The organism is Streptomyces vinaceus, from assembly GCF_008704935.1.
GTDB classification, from domain to species: domain Bacteria; phylum Actinomycetota; class Actinomycetes; order Streptomycetales; family Streptomycetaceae; genus Streptomyces; species Streptomyces vinaceus.
In genome coordinates this window covers 2,675,451-2,695,980 of sequence record NZ_CP023692.1, presented here as the reverse complement: position 1 = coordinate 2,695,980, position 20,530 = coordinate 2,675,451, and the positions used below count along the sequence as shown (strand labels likewise).

General features: G+C 74.2%; 13 protein-coding genes. 11 read left to right on the top strand and 2 right to left on the bottom strand.

The window, feature by feature from the left end:
• Positions 1–39: 39 nt before the first annotated feature.
• The 9 genes from CP980_RS11755 to moeZ all read left to right on the top strand — a co-directional run bounded on the left by CP980_RS11755 (position 40) and on the right by moeZ (position 11,603).
• On the top strand, positions 40–1,782 hold the full coding sequence (locus CP980_RS11755; protein WP_132756565.1) for an ABC transporter substrate-binding protein: 1,743 nt from the start codon (positions 40–42) through the stop codon (positions 1,780–1,782).
• Entirely contained in the window at positions 1,779–2,768 is a 990-nt protein-coding gene (locus tag CP980_RS11750; protein WP_150528130.1) for an ABC transporter permease, read from the top strand. Before CP980_RS11755 ends, CP980_RS11750 begins: the two co-directional genes overlap by 4 nt.
• Positions 2,765–3,757 carry an ABC transporter permease gene (locus CP980_RS11745; protein ID WP_132756569.1) on the top strand — a complete coding sequence of 331 codons (993 nt, stop codon included), beginning with the start codon at positions 2,765–2,767 and terminating at the stop codon, positions 3,755–3,757. Before CP980_RS11750 ends, CP980_RS11745 begins: the two co-directional genes overlap by 4 nt.
• Entirely contained in the window at positions 3,754–5,403 is a 1,650-nt protein-coding gene (locus CP980_RS11740) for a dipeptide ABC transporter ATP-binding protein (protein WP_150528129.1), read from the top strand. The genes CP980_RS11745 and CP980_RS11740 overlap by 4 nt, the downstream gene beginning before the upstream one ends.
• A 189-nt stretch (positions 5,404–5,592) precedes the next feature.
• Positions 5,593–7,512: a GT4 family glycosyltransferase PelF gene (gene pelF, locus CP980_RS11735; protein WP_150528128.1), complete on the top strand. Its 1,920-nt coding sequence runs from the start codon at positions 5,593–5,595 to the stop codon at positions 7,510–7,512.
• On the top strand, positions 7,509–8,405 hold the full coding sequence (locus CP980_RS11730; RefSeq protein WP_150528127.1) for a hypothetical protein: 897 nt from the start codon (positions 7,509–7,511) through the stop codon (positions 8,403–8,405). The genes pelF and CP980_RS11730 overlap by 4 nt, the downstream gene beginning before the upstream one ends.
• Before the next feature lie 157 nt (positions 8,406–8,562).
• On the top strand, positions 8,563–9,624 hold the full coding sequence (locus tag CP980_RS11725) for an SDR family oxidoreductase (protein WP_132756575.1): 1,062 nt from the start codon (positions 8,563–8,565) through the stop codon (positions 9,622–9,624).
• Positions 9,612–10,361: a spherulation-specific family 4 protein gene (locus CP980_RS11720; RefSeq protein ID WP_150528126.1), complete on the top strand. Its 750-nt coding sequence runs from the start codon at positions 9,612–9,614 to the stop codon at positions 10,359–10,361. Before CP980_RS11725 ends, CP980_RS11720 begins: the two co-directional genes overlap by 13 nt.
• 63 nt (positions 10,362–10,424) lie before the next feature.
• Positions 10,425–11,603 (top strand): adenylyltransferase/sulfurtransferase MoeZ, encoded by a 1,179-nt coding sequence (gene moeZ / locus CP980_RS11715; protein ID WP_132756579.1) that lies wholly within the window; start codon positions 10,425–10,427, stop codon positions 11,601–11,603.
• 31 nt (positions 11,604–11,634) lie between these two features.
• On the opposite strand, the gene CP980_RS11710 is transcribed toward moeZ, so the two are convergent.
• Both CP980_RS11710 and CP980_RS11705 read right to left on the bottom strand, forming a co-directional pair.
• A complete protein-coding gene (locus tag CP980_RS11710; RefSeq protein WP_132756580.1) occupies positions 11,635–13,215 on the bottom strand; it encodes an alpha/beta hydrolase in 1,581 nt (526 codons plus the stop codon).
• 210 nt (positions 13,216–13,425) lie between these two features.
• Positions 13,426–16,326, bottom strand: a complete 2,901-nt coding sequence (locus CP980_RS11705) for a lysylphosphatidylglycerol synthase transmembrane domain-containing protein (protein ID WP_229906932.1) — start codon at positions 16,324–16,326, stop codon at positions 13,426–13,428.
• A gap of 110 nt (positions 16,327–16,436) precedes the next feature.
• On the opposite strand from CP980_RS11705, the gene CP980_RS11700 reads away from it, so the two are divergent.
• The gene (locus CP980_RS11700) at positions 16,437–16,793 is read left to right on the top strand and encodes an MGMT family protein (protein ID WP_280116532.1); all 357 of its coding nucleotides are present in this window, start codon (positions 16,437–16,439) and stop codon (positions 16,791–16,793) included.
• 213 nt (positions 16,794–17,006) lie between these two features.
• Positions 17,007–20,498 carry a UvrD-helicase domain-containing protein gene (locus CP980_RS11695; RefSeq protein ID WP_308439344.1) on the top strand — a complete coding sequence of 1,164 codons (3,492 nt, stop codon included), beginning with the start codon at positions 17,007–17,009 and terminating at the stop codon, positions 20,496–20,498.
• Positions 20,499–20,530 lie beyond the last annotated feature (32 nt).

Sequence of the window (20,530 nt, the reverse complement as noted above, 5' to 3'; positions counted from 1 at the left end):
CGGGCAATTCGTGATTCACGCCGAGAGGTCCCTTTTCTCATGCTCCGTCAGTCCCAGACATCGCACCGCGTGGCCGCGGTCGCCGTCAGCCTCGTCCTGGCCGGGGGCGCCGCGGCGTGCGGGCCCAAGGACGCGGCGGACCGGTCCGGTGCCGCGCCCGGCGCCGCGGGCGGCGCCCCGCAGAAGGGCGGCACGCTCACCGTCCTCAACTCCGAGCCGCAGAGCGACTTCGACCCGGCCCGCCTCTACACCTCCGGCGGCGGCAACGTCCCCTCGCTGGTCTTCCGTACGCTCACCACCCGCAACCGCGAGGACGGCGCCGCCGGCACCAAGGTCGTGCCCGACCTGGCCACCGACACCGGCCGGCCCAACGCCGACGCCACCGAGTGGACGTACACGCTCAAGGACGGGCTGGCGTACGAGGACGGCACCCCGATCACCACCGCCGACATCAAGTACGGCATCGAGCGGTCCTTCGCCGCCGAGCTGTCGGGCGGAGCCCCGTACCTGCGGGACTGGCTCGTCGGCGGGGAGAGCTACGAGGGCCCGTACAAGGACGGCGGCAAGGGCCTCGACTCGATCCTCGTGCCCGACGCGAAGACGATCGTCTTCAAACTGCGCAAGCCCGAGGGCGAGTTCCCCTTCGTCGCGACGCAGACCCAGTTCGCGCCCGTCCCCAAGGCCAAGGACACCGGGGTGAAGTACGAGGAGCACCCCCTCTCCTCCGGCCCGTACAAGGTCGTCAAGAACGAGAACGACGGCGAGCACCTCACCCTCGAACGCAACGAGAAGTGGGACCCGAAGACCGACGAGGAGCGCAAGGCCTACCCGGACCGCATCGACGTCCGCTCCGGGCTCGACGCCGCGGTCATCAACCAGCGGCTGTCCACCAGCTCGGGCGCCGACGCGGCAGCCATCACCACCGACACCAACCTGGGCCCGGCGGAACTGGCCCAGATCGGCGACTCCGCCGAGAAGAACGAGCTGGCCGGCCGCGTCGGCACCGGCCACTTCGGCTACGTCAACTACCTGGCCTTCAACCCGAAGGTGGCCCCCTTCGACAACCCGAAGGTGCGCCAGGCCATCTCGTACGCGATCAACCGCACCAGCGTGGTCAACGCGGCCGGCGGCTCCGCGCTCGCCGAGCCGGCCACCACCTTCCTGCCCGAGCAGAAGGCCTTCGGCCACACCCCGTACGACCACTTCCCGGCCGGGAAGGCGGGCGACCCGGCCAAGGCCAAGGAGCTGCTGAAGGAGGCCGGGTTCCCCGACGGGCTGAGCATCACCTTGACCCACTCCACCGCGCAGAACCGGCAGACCAGCCCCGAGGTCGCGACCGCCGTGCAGCAGGCGCTCGCCGCCGCCGGGATCACGGTCAAGCTGGAGGGCCTGGAGAACAACGCGTTCAACGAGAAGCGCTGGGACGCCAAGAACACCCCCGGCTTCTTCCTCTCCCGCTGGGGCGCCGACTGGCCCTCCGGCGGCCCCTTCCTCGCGCCGATCTTCGACGGCCGGCAGATCGTCACCAACGGCACCAACTACAACCACGCGCAGCTGAACGACCCGGCCGTGAACGCCGAGATCGACGAGATCGCCAAGCTGACCGACCTCGCCGAGGCGGCCAAGCGCTGGGGCGCCCTCGACAAGAAGATCGGTGAGCAGGCCCTGGACGTGCCGCTCTTCCACCCGGTCTACAAGCGCCTGGTCGGCAAGGACGTCAAGAACGTCGTGATCAGCGACTGGACCGGCGTCCTCGACATCTCGCAGGTCTCCGTCAAGTGAGCGTGCTCCTCCAGCAGTCCGCCGCGCCGCCCGCGACCGGGGCTCCCGCTCCCGGCGCGGGCGCCGCGCGCCAGGTCTGGCGGCGGCTGCGCCGCCGGCCCTCGGCCGGCGCCGCCGTCGCCGTCCTCGCGCTCCTCGTCCTCCTCGCCCTCGCGGCGCCCCTGCTCGCCGGGCTCAGCGGCCAGGACCCCGACGCGTACCACGACGACCTCGTGGACTCGGCGCGCGGCGGGGTCCCGCTCGGCTCCCTCGGCGGGATCTCCGCCGACCACTGGCTCGGCGTCGAACCCGGCACCGGCCGCGACCTGTTCGTCCGGCTGCTGTACGGGGCCCGCGTCTCCCTGCTCGTCGCGCTCGGCGCCACCTCCGTGCAGATCCTCGTCGGAGTCGCCGCCGGACTCGCCGCCGCCCTCGGCAACCGCCTCACGGGCCACCTCATCGGCCGGCTCACCGACGTGATGATCGCCCTGCCCATGCTGGTGCTCGGCATCGCCCTGACCGCCGTCGTCCCGGCCGACTTCCCGCGGCCCCTGCTGCTGATCCTCGTCATCGGACTGCTCAGCTGGGGCGGCACCGCCCGCATGGTGCGCGCCCAGACCCTGGCCCTGCGGGGCCTGGACTTCGTCTCCGCCGCCCGGCTGTCGGGCAACGGCACCCTGCGCATCGCCCGCCGCGAACTGCTGCCCTCCCTGGCCGCGCCCGTCATCACCTACGCCGCGATCCAGGTCCCCACCAACATCGTCGCCGAGGCCTCGCTCTCCTTCCTCGGCGTCGGCGTGAAGCCGCCGACGCCCTCCTGGGGACAGATGCTGTCCGGCGCGCAGACCTGGTTCCGCGCCGACCCCCTGTACGTCCTGCTCCCGGCCGGGCTGCTCTTCGTCACCGTGCTCGCGTTCACCGTGCTCGGCGACGCCGTCCGCACGGCCCTCGACCCGCGCGAAGGCTCCCGCCTGCGGATCGGCACCGCGAAGGAGGCCGCGGCGTGACCCGCTTCCTGCTCGGCCGGATCGGCGGCGCGCTCTTCGTGCTGCTCGCCCTGTCCGTCACCGTCTACCTCCTCTTCTACGTCGCCCCCGGCGACCCGGCCCGGCTCGCCTGCGGGGAGCGCTGCAATCCGGTGCAGGTCGCCCAGGTGCGCGGGCAGCTCGGCCTGAACGACCCGGTGGTCGTCCAGTACCTGCACTTCCTTCAGGGGCTGTTCACCGGCCGGGACTACTCCGGCGGCGCCGGGCTGGTCCTGCACTGCGACGCGCCCTGCCTGGGCTTCTCGTACCAGAACGACCAGCAGGTCACCGAGCTGCTGCTGGACCGGCTCCCGGCCACCCTGTCGCTGGCGCTCGGCGCCCTGGTCATCTGGCTCGTCGTCGGCGTCGGCACCGGACTGCTGTCCGCGCTGCGCCGCGGGGGGCCGACGGAGCGGGCCCTGACCCTGCTGACCCTGGCCGGGACCGGGACGCCCGTCTTCATCTTCGGACTGCTGCTGCTCATGGTGGTCTGCGCGTACCTGCGCTGGCTGCCGTTCCCGACGTACGTGCCGCTGGGCGAGGACCCGGAACAGTGGGCCTGGAACATGCTGCTGCCCTGGATCACGCTCGGCGTCTTCGAGTCCGCCAAGTACGCCCGGCTCACCCGGAGCGCCACCCTGGAGACGCTCGCCGAGGACCACATCCGCACCTTCCGCGCCTACGGGGTGGGGGAGCGCGCGATCGTCACCCGCCACGCGCTGCGCGGGGCGGTGGCGCCGGTGATCGCGCTCAGCGCCGTGGACTTCGGCACGATGATCGGCGGAGCCGTGCTCACCGAGTCGCTGTTCGGGATCCCCGGACTCGGCAAGACACTGATCGACGGGGTACGGGTCGTGGACCTGCCGGTGGTGGTCGGAGTGGTCCTGGCCATCGGCGCGGCCGTCGTCCTCGCGGGAGTCGTCGCCGACCTGCTGTACGCCCTCGCGGACCGAAGGGTGGCCCTGACATGAGCGTGGACGACGTACTGGTGGAGGTCGCCGGCCTCACCGTCGACTTCCCGGTGGACGGGCCGGACGGCGGACCGCGGGAGTACGTCCGGGCCGTCGACGGTGTCTCCTTCACCCTGGCGCCGGGCGGAGCCCTCGGCATCGTCGGAGAGTCCGGCAGCGGCAAGTCCACCGTGGCCGCGGCCCTGCTGGGGCTGCACCGCGGGACCGGCGCCCGGCTCGGCGGCTCGGTCCGGGTCGGCGGCACGGACGTCGGCGCCGCCACGGCCGCCGAACTGCGCGCGCTGCGCGGAGGCACCGCGGCCATGGTCTTCCAGGACCCGCTCAGCTCCCTCGACCCGTACCACGCCGTCGGCGACCAGATCGCCGAGGTGTACCGGGTCCACGCGGACGTCTCGCGGCGCGCGGCGCGGGCGCGGGCGGTCGAGGTACTGGACCGGGTGGGCATCCCCGACGCGGTACGCCGCGCGCGGGCGCGGCCGCACGAGTTCAGCGGCGGCATGCGGCAGCGGACGCTGATCGCTATGGCGCTGGCCTGCGAGCCCCGGCTGCTCATCGCCGACGAGCCGACCACCGCACTCGACGTCACCGTGCAGGCCCAGGTCCTGGAGCTGCTGCACGGCCTGCGCGAGGAGCGCGGGCTCGCCCTGGTGCTGGTCACGCACGATGTCGGCGTGGCGGCGCACAGCGTGGACGAGCTGCTGGTCATGCGGGGCGGCGCCACCGTGGAGCGCGGTCCGGTGGGCCGGGTCCTGGCCGCGCCGGCCGACGCGTACACGAAGGACCTGCTGGCGGCCGTACCGAGGCTGGACGGCCCGCGGCTGACGCGGCCGGCCGGTGCTGCGGCCGGTGCCGACGGGGCCGGTGCCGACGGGGCCGGTGCCGGCGCGGCCGGGCCCGTCGTCGAAGCCGTCGCGCTGCGGCGGGAGTTCGGCCGGGGCCGGCGCAAGGTCGTCGCCGTCGGAGGGGTCACGCTCTCCGTACGGGCGGGGGAGACGCTGGGCATCGTGGGGGAGAGCGGCAGCGGCAAGAGCACCCTCGGCCGGATGCTCGTCGGCCTGCTGGAGCCCGGCTCCGGGCAGGTCCGCCACGACGGCCGGGCCGCCGCGGGCGTGGTCCCCGGCGTCCAGATGGTGTTCCAGGACCCGGCCTCCTCCCTCAACCCGCGCCGCTCGGTCGGCGAGTCCATCGCCGACCCGCTGCGCGCCGCGGGGGAGCGCGACGAGGCCGCGATCCGGGCCAGGGTCGGGGAACTCCTGGTCCGCGTCGGGCTGGAGGCCGGGCACCACGACCGCTACCCGCACGAGTTCAGCGGCGGCCAGCGCCAACGGGTCGGCATCGCCCGGGCCCTGGCGCCCCGGCCCCGGCTGATCGTCTGCGACGAGCCCGTCTCCGCGCTCGACGTGACCACGCAGGCGCAGATCACGGCCCTGCTGGCCGAGCTCCAGCGGGAGCTCGGGATCGCGCTGGTCTTCATCGCGCACGACCTCGCCGTGGTCCGGCAGGTCAGCGACCGGGTCGCCGTCATGCGCGGCGGCCTGGTGGTCGAGGAGGGCCCAGTCGAGGAGGTGTACGACCGCCCCCGGCACGCGTACACGCGCCAACTGCTCGCCGCCGTACCGGATGTGGGGGACGCCCGGGGCGCCTGAGGCACGAGGGCCGCAGGCCCTTTCTAGCGCGCTCGAACGCGGACCGTGGGCGAAAGTTACGACTCTTCACCCCTTCCGGTGGCGCGACGGACAACCGTCCGTCGCGCCTTCGGCATATCCGCTTGAGTTTCCCGCGGCGGGTCACCGGACCACGGCGACCGCCTGAACGGGAGATCGGGGGTGCCACTCGTGCGGATCGGACTGCTCACGGAAGGTGGTTATCCGTATGCGACGGGGGAGGCGCGGCTGTGGTGCGACCGGCTGGTCCGCGGTCTGCCGCAGCACGAGTTCGAGCTCTACGCGCTGAGCCGCAGCGCCGAGCAGGAGGAGCGCGGCCGCGTCGTCCTGCCCGAGCACGTCACCCGCGTGTGGACCGCCCCGCTCTGGGCCCCGGCGGACGACGGGCGCACGTACTCCCGGCGTGAGCGCCGCCGTTTCGCCGACAGCTTCAAGGAACTGGTCCGCGGGATCTGCGCGGGCGAGCCGGAACCCGAGTCCTTCGCCTCAGGCCTGTACGGACTGGCCGAACTCGCCCGGGAACAGGGCGGGATGTACGCGGCCCTGCGCTCCGAGACCGCGGTGCGGGCGGTGGAGTCCGGCTGCCGGGCCCCCGGCGCGCGCCGCTCCGTACAGCGCGCCCAGGTGGCCGACCTGCTGGACTTCGTCGACGAACTGGAGCGGCTGCTGCGGCCGTTGTCCCTCGACTGGTACGAGGACCTGCGCGAGGTGGACGTCTGTCACGCGGCGGCGGGCGGGATCGCCGCACTCCCCGGCCTGCTGGCCAAACGCTTCTTCGGGGTCCCGCTGCTGGTGACGGAGTACGGGGTCCAACTCCGGGCCCACTACCTGGAGCACGCGGCCGACCCGGCCGCGGCGTCAGGGCCGGTGGGCGGGAGAGCCGGCGCCGGCGGGCCCGGGGCGGCGCCGCGGCCGGCCGTACGGGCCCTGCTGGGGGCCTTCCACATGCGGCTGGCCGGCGAGATCTACGCCGAGGCCGACCTCCTCACCCCCGGCAACGCGCACGCCCGGCGCTGGCAGGAGCGCTGCGGCGCCACCCGCGACCGGCTGCGGACGGTGTACCCGGGGATGGAGGCGGACCGATTCGCCACCGTCGGCGAGGACCCCGACTGCGGGGACCCCGACACCCTGGTCTGGGTCGGCCGGATAGAGCCCGCCAAGGACCTGATCGCACTGCTGCACGCCTTCGCCGAGGTGCGCCGGGCCGCGCCGCAGGCCCGGCTGCGGATCTTCGCCACCGCCGTGGTCCCCGGCTACCTCGCCGACTGCCGCTCGCTCGCCGCGCAGCTCTTCCCCGACGAGGCCGCCGACGCCGTCACGGTCGGGGAGAACCCCGTCACGTTCGAGGAGATCGGCGGCCCCGAGGTCCCCACGCCGGCCCACGCGTACGGCTCCGGACGGGTGGTGGTGCTGTCCTCGGTGATCGAGGGCTTCCCGATCACGCTGGCCGAGGCGATGCTCTGCGGCCGGGCCACCGTCTCCACCGACGTCGGCGCCGTGTACGAGGTCATCGGCGGTACGGGACTGGTCGTCCCGCCGCGCAACCCGCGGGCGCTGGCCGACGCCTGCCTGGCGCTGCTGCGGGATCCGGAGCGGGCGCACCGGCTGGGCGCGGCCGCCCGGGCGCGGGCCCTGGAACTGTTCACCGTCGAGCAGAACGTGGCCGCCTTCCGGGAGATATACCTCCAGCTGCTGGCCCGCGGACCGGGGCGGGCGGCGGGCGGGGTCCCGTTCGAACAGCCCCTGGAGGCCAGGGTTCCGGGGCACTGGACGAGCCCCACGTGGGCCGATCCGGGGGCGGGTGCCGGAGCGGGGCCGGGTGCGGGTACGGCTTCCGATCCGGATGCCGCGTCGGGTTCCGGATCCGGGTCCGGGCCTGCTTCCGGGTTCGGGTCGGGGCCTGCTTCCGGGTTCGGGTCCGGGTCTGCGTCTGGTTCCGGTTCGGCGTCCATTTCTGGTTCCGGTTCGGCGTCGGCGTCGGCGCCGGTGTCCGGGTCCGGTTCCGGTTCCGCCGAGGCGCCGGCTCCGGGAGCGGCTGCCGCGAAGACCCCTCGTACGAACACCACCACGGCCACGGAGGCGACCGTATGACCCTCGACGAAGCCGCCCCCGTCGCGTCGGCGCCCCGCCGCAGGGCCGCCGGAGACCCCGTCAAGGCGCTGCTGCACCGCCACCGGGCGCTCTGCGAGCGGGCCGTGGACCCGCTGGAGATCGCCGCCGGGCTGGAGGCGCAGGGCATGACCGACCGCACCGCCGCGCGCTTCCGGCACCGGGACGTGTTCTCGCTCGCCGAGGAGCTGTACGCCCGTACCCCGCGCGGCGACGAGCCGGCCGCTCCCTCCGCCGCCCGGCCCTGCGACGCCCGGGCCTTACGGGGCTTCGGCTGCGCCCTGCTCCCCGGCGCCCTCGCGCTCGGGGCGGGCGCCGCCGGGATGCCCTTCGCCGGGCCCGCCGCCGTGCTCGTCACCGTCGCGGCCCTGGTGTGGCCCGGCAGGCCCGGGCGGGCCGCCGCCGGCCGGTTCCCGTACGCCGTGCTGCTGCTCGCCGCGGCCGCCGTGGGCTGGGCGGTGTACCGCCACGGCACCACGCTCGGGGTCGCCCTCGCCCTGGCCGCGGCCCCCGGGCACCTGGTCGGCGCGGTGTTCGCCGCCCGCGCCCGGAGCCGGCTCGCCGGGAGCCGGGCCCTGGAGGACTTCGCCGACCGGGCCCGGCCGCTGCTCTTCGCGGCCGTCCTGGCCTTCGGTGCGGCCGCCGCGGGGGCGGCCGCGCTCGCCGGGACCCCGCTCGGCCTCGCCGTACCGCTCGCCGTACTGCTCTTCCTGACCCGCCTGCTGCTCGGGCACGGGGCTCCGCGCGGACCCGTCGCCGCAGCCCTGGCCCTCGCCCTGGTCCCGACCCCGCTGGCCGTTCCGGCCGTCGCGTCGGGGCTCCTCGTACACGCCGTCCTCGCGCTGTCCCGGGCGTCCGCGCACGCCCGGCCCTGAGCCCGGCCGGCCCCTGCCCGTCCGCCGCGGCTCTTCGGAGCGGCCGCCGAGGCGCTGTACCCGCCCCCTGTCCCTGCCCCCCTTACCCCCGACCCCCCGCCCATCGACCAAGGAGACACAGGATGACCGGCCAGCCAACCAACCAAGGGGCCGCGCGATGAGGGTGCTGCTGATCGGAGCCAACGGATACCTCGGCCGCTACGTCGCCGACCGGCTGCTCGCCGACCCCGCCGTCCAGCTCACCGCGCTCGGCCGCGGCGACGACGCGGACGTCCGCTTCGACCTCGCCACCGGCAGTCCCGGCGCCCTCACCCGGTTCCTCGACGCCGTCCACCCGGGCGTCGTCATCAACTGCGCCGGAGCCACCCGCGGCGGGGCCCGGGAGCTGACCCGGCACAACACCGTCGCCGTGGCCACCATCTGCGAATCCCTGCGCCGCAGCGGCTGCGGGGCCCGCCTCGTCCAGCTCGGCTGCGCCGCCGAGTACGGGCCCAGCCAGCCCGGGTCCTCCACGGCCGAGGACGCCGTGCCGAGACCGGGCGGCCCGTACGGCGTCAGCAAGCTGGCCGCCACCGAGCTGGTGCTCGGGTCGGGGCTGGACGCCGTCGTCCTGCGGATCTTCTCGCCCGTCGGGCCCGGCACCCCCGCCGGATCCCCGCTCGGCCGGCTCGCCGAGGCGATGCGCCGCGCGATGCAGAACGGGGACGGCGAGCTCAAGCTCAGCGGCCTCGGAGTCCAGCGCGACTTCGTGGACGTACGGGACGTGGCGCGGGCCGTGCACGCCGCCTCGCTCTCCGCCGCCCAGGGCGTCGTCAACATCGGTACCGGGCGCGCGGTCCGGCTGCGCGACGCGGCGGCGGTGCTCGCCCGGGTCGCCGGGTACGGAGGCGCCCTGCACGAGCTGGACGTACCGCAGCAGGGCCAGCACGGTCACGGGCCGGGACACGGTCCCGCCGGCGGTCACGGCCACGGCCACGGGCTCGGTCACCAGGGCGGCGTCCGGCCGGCGCTCGCCGCCATCGGCTCCCCGCGCTCCGAGGCGACGGCCGAGCAGCTCGCCTCCGGCGCCGTGACGCCCCCGTACCCCTACCCGGACGGCTGCGGCGCCTGGCAGCAGGCCGACGTGCGCACGGCCCGCGACCGGCTGGGCTGGCGGCCCCGGATCGGCCTGGAGGAGTCCCTGGCGGACATCTGGATGGAGGCGGCGTGCCGCATCTGACGACCGCGGCCACGGCGGCCGCCGCGACCGAGGCGGGCCGCCTCGGCCTCGGCGTCCCCGGGTACGCGCACCCCCTGCTCGCACCGGTCGAATGGGCGGAGCTGACCCGCCCCGGAACCCCGCTGCACTGGACGGTGCTCAACGTCACGGACGGGCCGGGAGGCCGGCCCGACCCGCACTGCACCGAGGCCGCGGGCAAGCTGCGGGAAGCCGGCCGGGCCGTGCTCGGCCATCTCGCGATGCGAGACGGCGCCCGCTCCTTCGGCGAGCTGGTCTCCGACGCCCACCGCTTCCTCGACTGGTACCGGGTCGGCGGGTTCTACCTGGCCGGGGCCCCGGCGGACCGGACCGAGCTGGCCGCGGTGCGCCGGGTCGTGGACACCCTGCGCGGCCTCGGCGAGGACCTGCACATCGTGCTGGGACACGGCACGCACCCGTACGAGGGTTACGCGGAAGCCGCCGACCAGCTGGTCACCTTCTCCGGGGCCTGGGCCGACTACCGCTGGTCGCAGGTGGCGGAGTGGACCGCCGAGTATCCGGCCGAGCGCTTCTGCCACCTGGTCCACGGGGTGCCGCGCTCGCACCTGGAGGAGGCGGTGCGGATCGCCCGCTGGCAGGGCGCCGGCACGATCTGGTTCACCGACCGGGGCGACGGCGGAGGCCGCGATCCGTGGGCCTCGATGCCCGCGTACTGGGACGAAATCGTCTCGCAGATCGGACCGGGTGTCTCGGAATGAAGAAGGGCGTGGCAGTGTTACGGGGAGAACCACCGTTACGACGTAACCATCTACGGAGTCCCCGTGTCGCTGCCACCCCTGGTCGAGCCAGCTGCTGAGCTCACCGTTGACGAGGTCCGTCGGTACTCCCGCCACCTGATCATCCCGGATGTCGGGATGGACGGCCAGAAGCGCCTGAAGAACGCCAAGGTGCTGGCCGTGGGCGCGGGCGGCCTCGGCTCGCCCGCCCTCATGTACCTGGCCGCGGCCGGCGTCGGCACGCTGGGCATCGTGGAGTTCGACGAGGTCGACGAGTCGAACCTCCAGCGCCAGATCATCCACAGCCAGTCGGACATCGGCCGCTCCAAGGCCGAGTCCGCGCGCGACAGCGTGCTGGGCATCAACCCGTACGTGAACGTGGTCCTTCACGAAGAGCGGCTCGAAGCCGAGAACGTGATGGAGATCTTCAGCCAGTACGACCTCATCGTCGACGGCACGGACAACTTCGCCACGCGCTACCTCGTCAACGACGCCTGCGTCCTGCTGAACAAGCCGTACGTGTGGGGCTCGATCTACCGCTTCGACGGCCAGGCCTCGGTCTTCTGGTCCGAGCACGGGCCGTGCTACCGCTGCCTGTACCCGGAGCCCCCGCCGCCGGGCATGGTCCCGAGCTGCGCCGAGGGCGGCGTGCTGGGCGTGCTCTGCGCGTCCATCGGCTCGATCCAGGTGACGGAGGCCATCAAGGTCCTCACCGGCGTCGGCGAGCCGCTCGTCGGCCGCCTGATGATCTACGACGCCCTGGAGATGCAGTACCGGCAGGTCAAGGTCCGCAAGGACCCCGACTGCGCGGTCTGCGGTCCGAACGCGACGGTCACCGAGCTCATCGACTACGAGGCCTTCTGCGGCGTCGTGTCGGAGGAGGCCCAGGAGGCGGCGCTCGGCTCCACGATCACTCCCAAGCAGCTCAAGGAGTGGATCGACAACGAGGAGCCGATCGAGATCATCGACGTCCGCGAGATCAACGAGTACGAGATCGTCTCGATCCCCGGCGCGAAGCTGATCCCCAAGGGCGAGTTCCTGATGGGCACCGCCCTCCAGGACCTCCCGCAGGACAAGCGCATCGTCTTGCACTGCAAGACGGGTGTCCGCAGTGCGGAAGTCCTCGCGGTCCTGAAGTCCGCGGGCTTCAGCGACGCCGTCCACGTCGGCGGCGGCGTGATCGGCTGGGTCCACCAGATCGAGCCCGAGAAGCCGGTCTACTAGACCGGAGCGCACCGAGCAGTCCAGGAGACCCTCATCCCGCGGCCGGGGCGGGGGTCTCCTCGCTGGAGGGCGCCTTGGTGCAGACGGTGTTGGCGGGCGGCACCTTCCCGTCCAGCAGGTAGCTGTTCACCGCGGCCTGCACGCACTTGTCGCCGCTGTTGTAGGCGCCGTGCCCCTCGCCCTTGTACGTGAGCTCCACGCCGACGCCCGGCCCGAGCCGCTCGACCATCTTGCGGGCGCCCTCGTACGGGGTGGCGGGGTCGCCGGTGTTGCCGATCACCAGGATGGGCGCCGATCCGGGAGCGGAGACGTCCGGGGTGTCCCAGGTGCCCGCGACGGGCCAGTCGGTGCAACTCATCATGGCCCAGCCGAGGAAGTCCCCGAAGACGGGGGAGGCCGCGCGGAAGGCGGGCAGCTTCTCCTTCGTCTGCGCCAGCGTGTACCGGCCCTTGGAGTCGGCGCAGTTGATCGCCGTGTTGGCCGCGCCGATGTTGCTGTAGCGCCCTTGCTGGTCACGGCCGTTGAGCGCGTCGGACAACGCCATCAGCAACTGCCCCTGCCCGCCCTCGGCCTCGTCGAGCCCCTGCTCCAGCAGCGGCCACAGCTCCTGCGAGTACAGGGCCTGGGCGATGCCGTTCGTGGCGGCGGAGTCGGTGAGCATCCGGCCGCCGATGCCGGGGATCGGCTTGCCGGCCAGGCTCTTCTGGAGCTTGATGATGTTGTTCTCGATCTCCTTGGCGGTGCTGCCCTGGAGCCGGCACTCGTCGCCCCGGTTCACGCAATCCTGCGCGAAGTTGCCGAGGGCGAGCTGGAACCCCTTGGCCTGGCCGAGCGCGCCCTCCTCGGAGTTCTGGGTGGGATCGACGACGGCGTCGAAGACGGCCCGGCCGACGTTCTTGGGGAAGAGGTGGGCGTAGACCCCGCCGAGCTCGGTGCCGTAGGAGATCCCGAAGTAGTTCAGCTTCTCGTCGCCGAGGGCCTGGCGGATCCGGTCGAGGTCGCGGGCGGCGTTCTCGGTGCCGACGTAGGGCAGCAGGTGCCCGGACCTGTCCTTGCAGGCGTTCTTGTACTTTTCGAGGTTCCCGAGGAAGGCCTTTTCCTCCTGGGGCGTCTCGGGCGAGGAGTCCTGCGCGTAGTAGGCGTCGAGCTGCTTGTCGTCCTCGCACAGGACGGGGGCGCTGCTCCCCACGCCGCGCGGGTCGAAGCTCACGAGGTCGTACCGCTCCCGCAGGGCCTCGTACTCCTTCGCGGCGCCGGGCAGCGTGCTGATCCCGGACCCGCCGGGCCCGCCGAAGTTGAACACGAGGGAGCCGAGCCGCTTGTTCTTGTCCCGGGCCTTGGCCCGGATCAGCGCGAGGGGGATCGTCTCGCCCTCGGGCTTGGCGTAGTCGAGGGGGACGTGGAGCGTGGCGCACTCCCAGTCCTTGGGCGGCGCCTGCCCGCCGCCTTCGGCGACGTCCGGAGCCTCGCACTCCCCCCACTTGAGGGGCGCGGCCCCGGGAGTCCCCCCGGCCTCGGGCTTGCCCTCGCCACCGTCGGAACAGCCGCTGACCCCGGCCAGCCCGACGGCGACGACGACGGCCACGGCACCCCGCACCAAGTTTCGACCCATGCCCCCATCCTGCGACCCCCACCCCCACCCCGCCCCCGCGCTGACCCGTTCGGGTAAGGCTGGTCTCAGCGCTCGGATGCAACGAGTCGGAAGCTCTCCAGGGCGGCCAGGCAGTCATCCCTGACGCCGTCGGAGGGCAGCGCACCGAGATACCTGAGGGACCGGGCCCCGGCCGAGGGACTGGGATGCCCGGCAAGGGCCGGGAGCTTCCTAGATCGCTTCCTTACGGGTCAGGTAGTTGAACGACAGCCAGCCCGGCAGCACCGGCAGCCAGAACGTCATCAGGCGGAACAGCAGGACCGCCGAGATGGCGACCTCCTTCTCCAGCCCCGCCGCGATCAGACCCAGCGTCAGCGTGGTCTCCACCGCGCCGATACCGCCCGGCGTCGGCGCCGCCGAGCCCAGCGCGTTGCCCGCGAGGAAGACCACCGCGATGCTCGCGTAGCTGATGGCCTGGCCGCCGCCGAACGCCCGGATCGACGCGTCCAGGCACATCACGAAGCAGCCGGTGAGCAGCAGCATGCCGCCGATGCCCGTCATCAGCTTCTGCGGCCGCTGGAGCACGTCCAGCATGCGCGGCACGACACCGGCGAACAGCGCCCGCACCCGTGTCGCCACGAACTTCCGCAGGAACGGCACGGCCGTCACCACGAGGACCAGTACCGCCACCGTCAGCAGACCCGCGATGACCGTACGGGAGGGGGTCATCTCCGGGGTCTTCTCGGTGCCCGTCAGATAGCCGAAGGCCAGCAGCAGCAGGACGTGGCTCGCCAGACCGAACAGCTGCGAGGCACCCACGCTCGCCACCGCCAGCCCCGGCCGGATCCCGGCCCGCTGCAGGAAGCGGGTGTTCAGCGCGACACCGCCGACCGCCGCCGGCGCCACCAGCTTCACGAACGACCCCGCGACCTGCGCGACCACCGTCCGCAGGAAGGACACCCGCTCGGGCACGAAGCCCAGCAGGCTCATCGCCGCCGCGAAGTAGGTCAGCGCCGAGAAGGCCAGCGCGGCCCCCACCCAGCCCCACTGCGCCTCGCCGACGATCGTCGCGAAGTCCACGTGCGCCAGCTGCGTGAGCAGGAAGTACGCACCGAACGCGCCCGCGATGAACGACACCAGCGTGCGCGGCCGGATCCGCTCCAGCCGGGCCGGCTCCACCGGCGCCTGCGGGCGGATCAGCAGCACCTGCTGGCGGATCTGGCTCAGCAGATCCTCCTCGCGGGCCCCGTCGAGGGCGTCGTCCAGCGCCTTCTTCTCGGCCTTCTTCTCCGCGGCCGTGGCCGCCGACGCCTTGGCCCCGGCCTTGCCGGCCTTCCCCGCCTCCCGGCCCGGCTTCGCCTCCTCCGCGGCTGCCTCGCGCGCCGCCTTCGCCGCCCGCGAGGACTCCAGTACGGCCTCCCGCTGCCGGTCGGCCCGCTCCCGGGCCAGCCGGCGCAGCGTCGCCCGCGTGGAGCGGCTCAGCGCGATCGGCTGGAGCAGCGGCAGACAGTCCGCCACCGCGTCCGGGCCGAGCACCGACACCGCCGAGGCCACCGAGCGCTCCGCGCCGATCCGCAGGCCGAGCGTGGTCAGCAGCTGCGCGATGTCCATGCGGAGCACCAGGTCCCCGGCCGCGATCTCGCCGCCGCGCAGGTCGGTGAGGACCACCGTGCCGGAACGATCCACCACGATCGCGTCGCCGGTCAGCCGCCGGTGGGCGATCCGCCGCGACTGCAGGGCCCGTACCTGCTTCCACGTGTTGAGGGTCAGGTCGTCGGTGATCTCCTCGTCGGAGAGCGCGTCGAGGGGCCGGCCGTCCAGGTGCTCGTACACGAGCATCACGGCGTCCGGGCCGAGCTCGGAGGTGGCGATCAGCTTCGGCGCGTTCGCCCCGGCCGCGATGGCCGCGTACGCGAGCAGCGCCTCCTGCTCCAGCGCCTGGCGCAGCGACTGGAGGCTGCGCCGCGTCGTGATGCCGCGCAGGGTGAGCCGGCGCCAGACCCGGTAGAAGAACCCGTGCGCCTGCTGCTCGCGGTCGACGACCGTGACGTCGAGCGGCGGGCCGTCCTCCAGGGTGACGTGGTAGCGCCGGCCGCGGTCGCTGACCTCCGAGGGGTCGGCCCCGTCCGGGAGCTCCGCGCGCATGGCGCTGACCGGCTTGAAGCCGACCCGGCGCAGGCCGGCGAGGAGGGTCTGTCCGGTGGGGCGGACGTTCGGCGAGCCGACGGCGTACAGGGTCCCGTACGCGACGCTCCAGCCGATCAGCACGGTCAGCATGATCGAGAACGGGGTGGTGTACCCGCTGACCAGCATCGCGAAGGCGTCCAGCAGCAGGACCACCCACAGCGCGACCCGCCAGCGCGGCCTGCGGGTCATGCCGACGGCGGTCATGTACGCGATGACCGGCGCGAGGTAGCCGTGCACCGGATCGGTGAGCGGGCCGCCGACGGTGGTCTGACGGGTGAGGGCCTCCTGGATGGTGCCGGAGGCGGCCTGGGACACCCACAGGTCGGTGGCCAGCGTCACGCCGTGCGCGAGCACGGCGGCGAGCACACCGTCGGCGATGCGCAGCCCGTCCCGCTTGATCAGCCGCTCGATGGCGAAGGCCACGGGTACGAGCAGCACGGCGATGCTGGACACCAGTCCGGCGACCTTGATCAGCAGATCGGGGGCGGCGCCGGTGCCCTGGGAGATGTCGGCTTCGAGGCCGGCGGTGGTGCGGTGGGCGAAGGCGGCGATGGCGAGGACGACGGCGATGCCGAGGACGCCGACGAGCAGGCGTACGAGGTCGGAGGGACGGTGCACGCGGGCGGCGAGCAGCGGTTCGTCGACCTCGACCTGATCGGCGGAGGCGGAGGCGTGACCGTGCTTCCCGGCGGCTGCGGACCCGGGCTCGGGCCCCTCGGGGGTCTTGGCCGCGCCCGCGTTCGCGCCCGCGGACCCGGCGCGGGCCCGGGGTCCGCCGGCGGCCCCGGTCCGGGACCCGGGTTCGGGTTCGGGTGCGCCTCCGGCCCCGGGCGTGGTCCCGGGGTACGGGTCTGGGCGCGTGCCGTCGTCTTCGGCCGCGCCGTCCGGAGGGCTCACACCCTGCTCCTTCGTCGTCACTTCCGTCTCTTCTTGATCACGTATCACCAGTCACCGCCCGGAAGATGGTGGCACGGACCGACGTGCGGGCGGGGCATCAGGGTGCGCGCCGGTACGGAAGGAAACCTTCCGGGAACCGGTCCGTGATGTACGGCACCATGGGCGGAATGAGCGGAGAGCTGCCCGAGTACGCGGAGCGGGTGCTGGAGGCGGCCGAGCGGATTCCGCCCGGCCGGGTGATGACGTACGGGGACGTCGCCGAGTGGCTCGGCGAGGGCGGACCCCGCCAAGTCGGGCGCGTGATGGCCCTGTACGGGGGAGCCGTGCCCTGGTGGCGCGTGGTCCGGGCGGACGGCCGGCCGCTGCCCGGCAGTGAGCTCCGGGCCCTGGAGCACTACCGCGCGGAGGCCACACCGCTGCGGCTGACCGCCGGCGGCGAGGCCCGGCTGAACATGCCGCGGGCGCGCTGGGACGGGCGGGAGGAGCGCGCCGCACGGGACGAGGGTCACATCTGACAGCTTCGGCCATGCGGGGCCGGGACGGGCGGTCGAGCGCCCGTACGGGCGACGTCCCGCGGGCCCCCGGCCGCGACCTCGGGGAACTGCGCCGGACCCGGCGGTTGCCGTAGCGTTGCCCCTTCGGCTTCGGCAGGTGCGGCGGCGAGCGCGGCATCCGTCGCGGCCGCGGCAACCGCAGACCCACCAGGACCTGGACCGGCACCCCACGTGATCACCTCTCCATCCGACCGCTCCGAGCGGCGGCGTACGCGGACCCCTGACGCGTACCGCCTCGTGCGCACCGGGCCGCAGCGGGTGGATCCCCCTGTTCTGGACGCAGCGCAGCGCGCGGTGGTTGATCACACCGGCGGCCCGCTCCTCGTCCTGGCCGGACCGGGCACCGGGAAGACGACCACGCTGGTCGAGGCGGCCGCCGCCCGGGTCGAGGCGGGGGTGGACCCGGCCCGGATCCTCATCCTCACCTTCAGCCGCAAGGCGGCCGTGGAACTGCGCGACCGGGCCGCCCTGCGGCTCGGCGGGGCGCGCGCCCCGCAGGCCACCACCTTCCACTCCTTCTGCTACGGACTGGTCCGCGCCCACCAGGACACCGACCTGTTCGCGGATCCGCTGCGGCTGCTGTCCGGCCCCGAGCAGGACGTCATGGTCCGCACCCTCCTGGACGGCCAGCGCCAGATCCGCTCCATCCGCTGGCCGGACGACCTGCGGGCCGCGCTCACCACGCGCGGTTTCGCGGACGAGGTCCGCGCCGTGCTCGCCCGCGCCCGCGAGCTGGGCCTCGGCCCGTCGGCGCTCGACGCGTTCGCGACCCGGCTGGGCCGCCCCGACTGGAAGGCGGCGGCCGCCTTCCTGTCGGAGTACCTGGACGTCCTGGACATGCAGGGCACGCTGGACTACGCCGAGCTCGTCCACCGGGCGGTCCTCCTCGCGGAGCGCACCCCGGCCCTCTCCCTGTCCTACGACGTGATCTACGTGGACGAGTACCAGGACACGGACGCCTCCCAGCTGCGGCTGCTGCGGGCCCTGGCGGGACCTGCGGGCACGCTGGTCGCCTTCGGCGATCCGGACCAGTCGATCTACGCCTTCCGCGGCGCCGACATCAACAACATCCTGGACTTCGAGGGCTCCTTCCCCGGCGCGCGGGTGCGGGCCCTGACCGTGGGCCGCCGCTCGGGGGCGAACCTCCTGGCGGCGACCCGCCTCCTGACCACCCGCATGCCGGTCCCCCGCCTGCCCGCCGAGGCGGTCCGCGCCCACCGCGGGCTGACCCCGGTCCGGGAGGGCGGCGGGGTCGAGGTGTTCACGTACCCCACGGCCGGGTCCGAGCTCGACAACATCGCCGACATCCTGCGCCGGGCGCACCTTGAGGACGGCGTGCCGTGGCGGGACATGGCCGTCCTGGTCCGCTCCGGCGGCCGCACCCTCCCGGCGATGCGCCGGGCCCTGATCGCGGCGGGAGTCCCGGCGGAGACGGACGGTACGGACACCCCCCTGCGCCACGAACCGGCGACGGCCCCCCTCCTGACGGCCCTGCGCACCGCCGCCACCCCGGCCCCGGCCCCGCCCGCAGAAGCCCCGGCCCCGGCCCCCGAGCCCGGGTCCGTGCTCGCTTCCGAGCCCGAGTCCGAGCCCGCGTCCGTCACCGAGGCCGAGCGCGCGTCCGTCACCGAGCCCGAGCGCGCGTCCGTCACCGAGCCCGCGTCCGTCACCGAGTCCGAGCCCGCGCTCGTGTCCGAGCCCACGTCCGAGGCCGAGCCCGGCCCCGAGGCCGAGCCCGGCCCCGAGTCCGAGCCCGCGGCCGGGCCCGCCGCAGGCGACCGGCACGACGCGGGGTGGATCGGCGTCGAGGCGGCGCTCACGCTGCTCGGCTCGCCGCTCGGCGGCATGGACGCAGCCGACCTGCGGCGGCTCGGGCGCGCCCTGCGCGACGAGGAGCGGGCCGCCGGCGTCAAGGTGCCCGCCCCCTCCGACGTCCTGCTCGCCCGCGCCCTCGCCGAGCCCGAACGGCTCACCGCCCACGACCCCGCCTACGCCCGCGGAGCGCAGCGCCTGGGCATGCTCCTGCGCAAGGCCCGCGAGCTCCTCCAGGGCGGCGGCACCGCCGAAGAGGCCCTGTGGACGCTGTGGGAGGGCACCTCCTGGCCCGACCGCCTGGAGCGCCAGGCCCGCCGCGGCGGCGCGGGCGGCCGCAACGCCGACCGCGACCTCGACGCCGTCTGCGCGCTCTTCGACACCGCCGCCCGCGCCGAGGACCGCACCGGCGGCCGCGGCGCCCTCAACTTCCTCGAACAGCTCGAAGCCGAGGACATCGCCGGGGACACCCTGACCGGCAAGGCCACCCGTACCGACGCCGTCCGCCTCATGACCGCCCACCGCTCCAAGGGGCTGGAGTGGCGCCTCGTCGTCGTCGCCGGCGTACAGGAGGGGCTCTGGCCCGACCTGCGCCGCCGCGGCTCCCTCCTGGAAGCCGACCGCATCGGCCGGGACGGCCTCGCCGAACCACTCCCCTCCGGCGCCCTCCTGGCGGAGGAGAGGCGGCTCTTCTACGTCGCCGCCACCCGCGCCCGCGAGCGGCTCGTCGTCACCGCCGTCAAGGCCACCGCCGAGGACGGCGACCAGCCCTCCCGGTTCCTCACCGAGCTCGGGGTCACCCCCAAGGACGTCACCGGCCGCCCCCGCCGCCCCCTCGCCGTCCCCGCGCTCGTCGCCGAACTGCGCGCCACCACCGTCGACCCCGACGCCTCGCCCGCCCTGCGCGATGCCGCCGCCCGGCGCCTGGCCCGCCTCGCCGCGCTCACCGACGAGGACGACCGCCCCCTGGTCCCCGCCGCCCACCCGCAGCGCTGGTGGGGGCTGTACGAGCCCACCCGCAGCGGCGTCCCGCTCCGCGACCGCGACCGGCCCGTCGCCCTCTCCGGCTCCGCCCTGGACCAGCTCGCCAACACCTGCTCCCTCCAGTGGTTCCTCGGCCGCGAGGTCAAGGCCGACGCGCCTTCCACCGCCGCCCAGGGCTTCGGCAACGTCGTCCACGTCCTCGCCGACGAGGTCGCCTCCGGCCGCACCCCCGCCGACCTCGCCGTCCTGATGGAACGCCTCGACTCCGTCTGGGACGCGCTCGCCTTCGACGCACCCTGGAAGTCCCGCCAGGAGAAGGACAACGCCCGCGCCGCACTGGAGCGCTTCCTGCGCTGGCACACCACCGACCGCGGCGGCCGGGAGGTCGTGGCCACCGAGCACGACTTCGACGTCACCCTCGAAGCGGGCGAGTACGCCGTCCGCATCCGCGGCTCCATGGACCGCGTCGAGGCCGACCCGCAGGGCCGCGCGTACGTCGTCGACTTCAAGACCGGCAAGGGCGCCCCGACGAAGGACGAGGTCGCGCGCCACCCCCAGCTCGCCGTGTACCAGCTGGCCGTACGCGAAGGCGCCGTCGACGAGGTCTTCGACGGGGTCCGCCCCGAGGCGGGCGGCGCCGAGCTGGTGCAGCTGCGCCAGGGAGCGCCCCAGCGGGACGGCGGGGACGCGGTGCCCAGGATCCAGGCGCAGCGGCCGCTGGAGGGCGAATGGGTCGGCGACCTCCTCGCCACCGCGGCCGGCCGGGTCCTGGACGAGCGCTTCGCGCCCGCCACCGGCAAGCACTGCGACCACTGTTCGTTCCGCAGCTCGTGCAGCGCCCGGCCGGAGGGCCGCCAGACCGTGGAGTGAGCCGTTCCGCTCGCCGGCCACCGACCGACCGG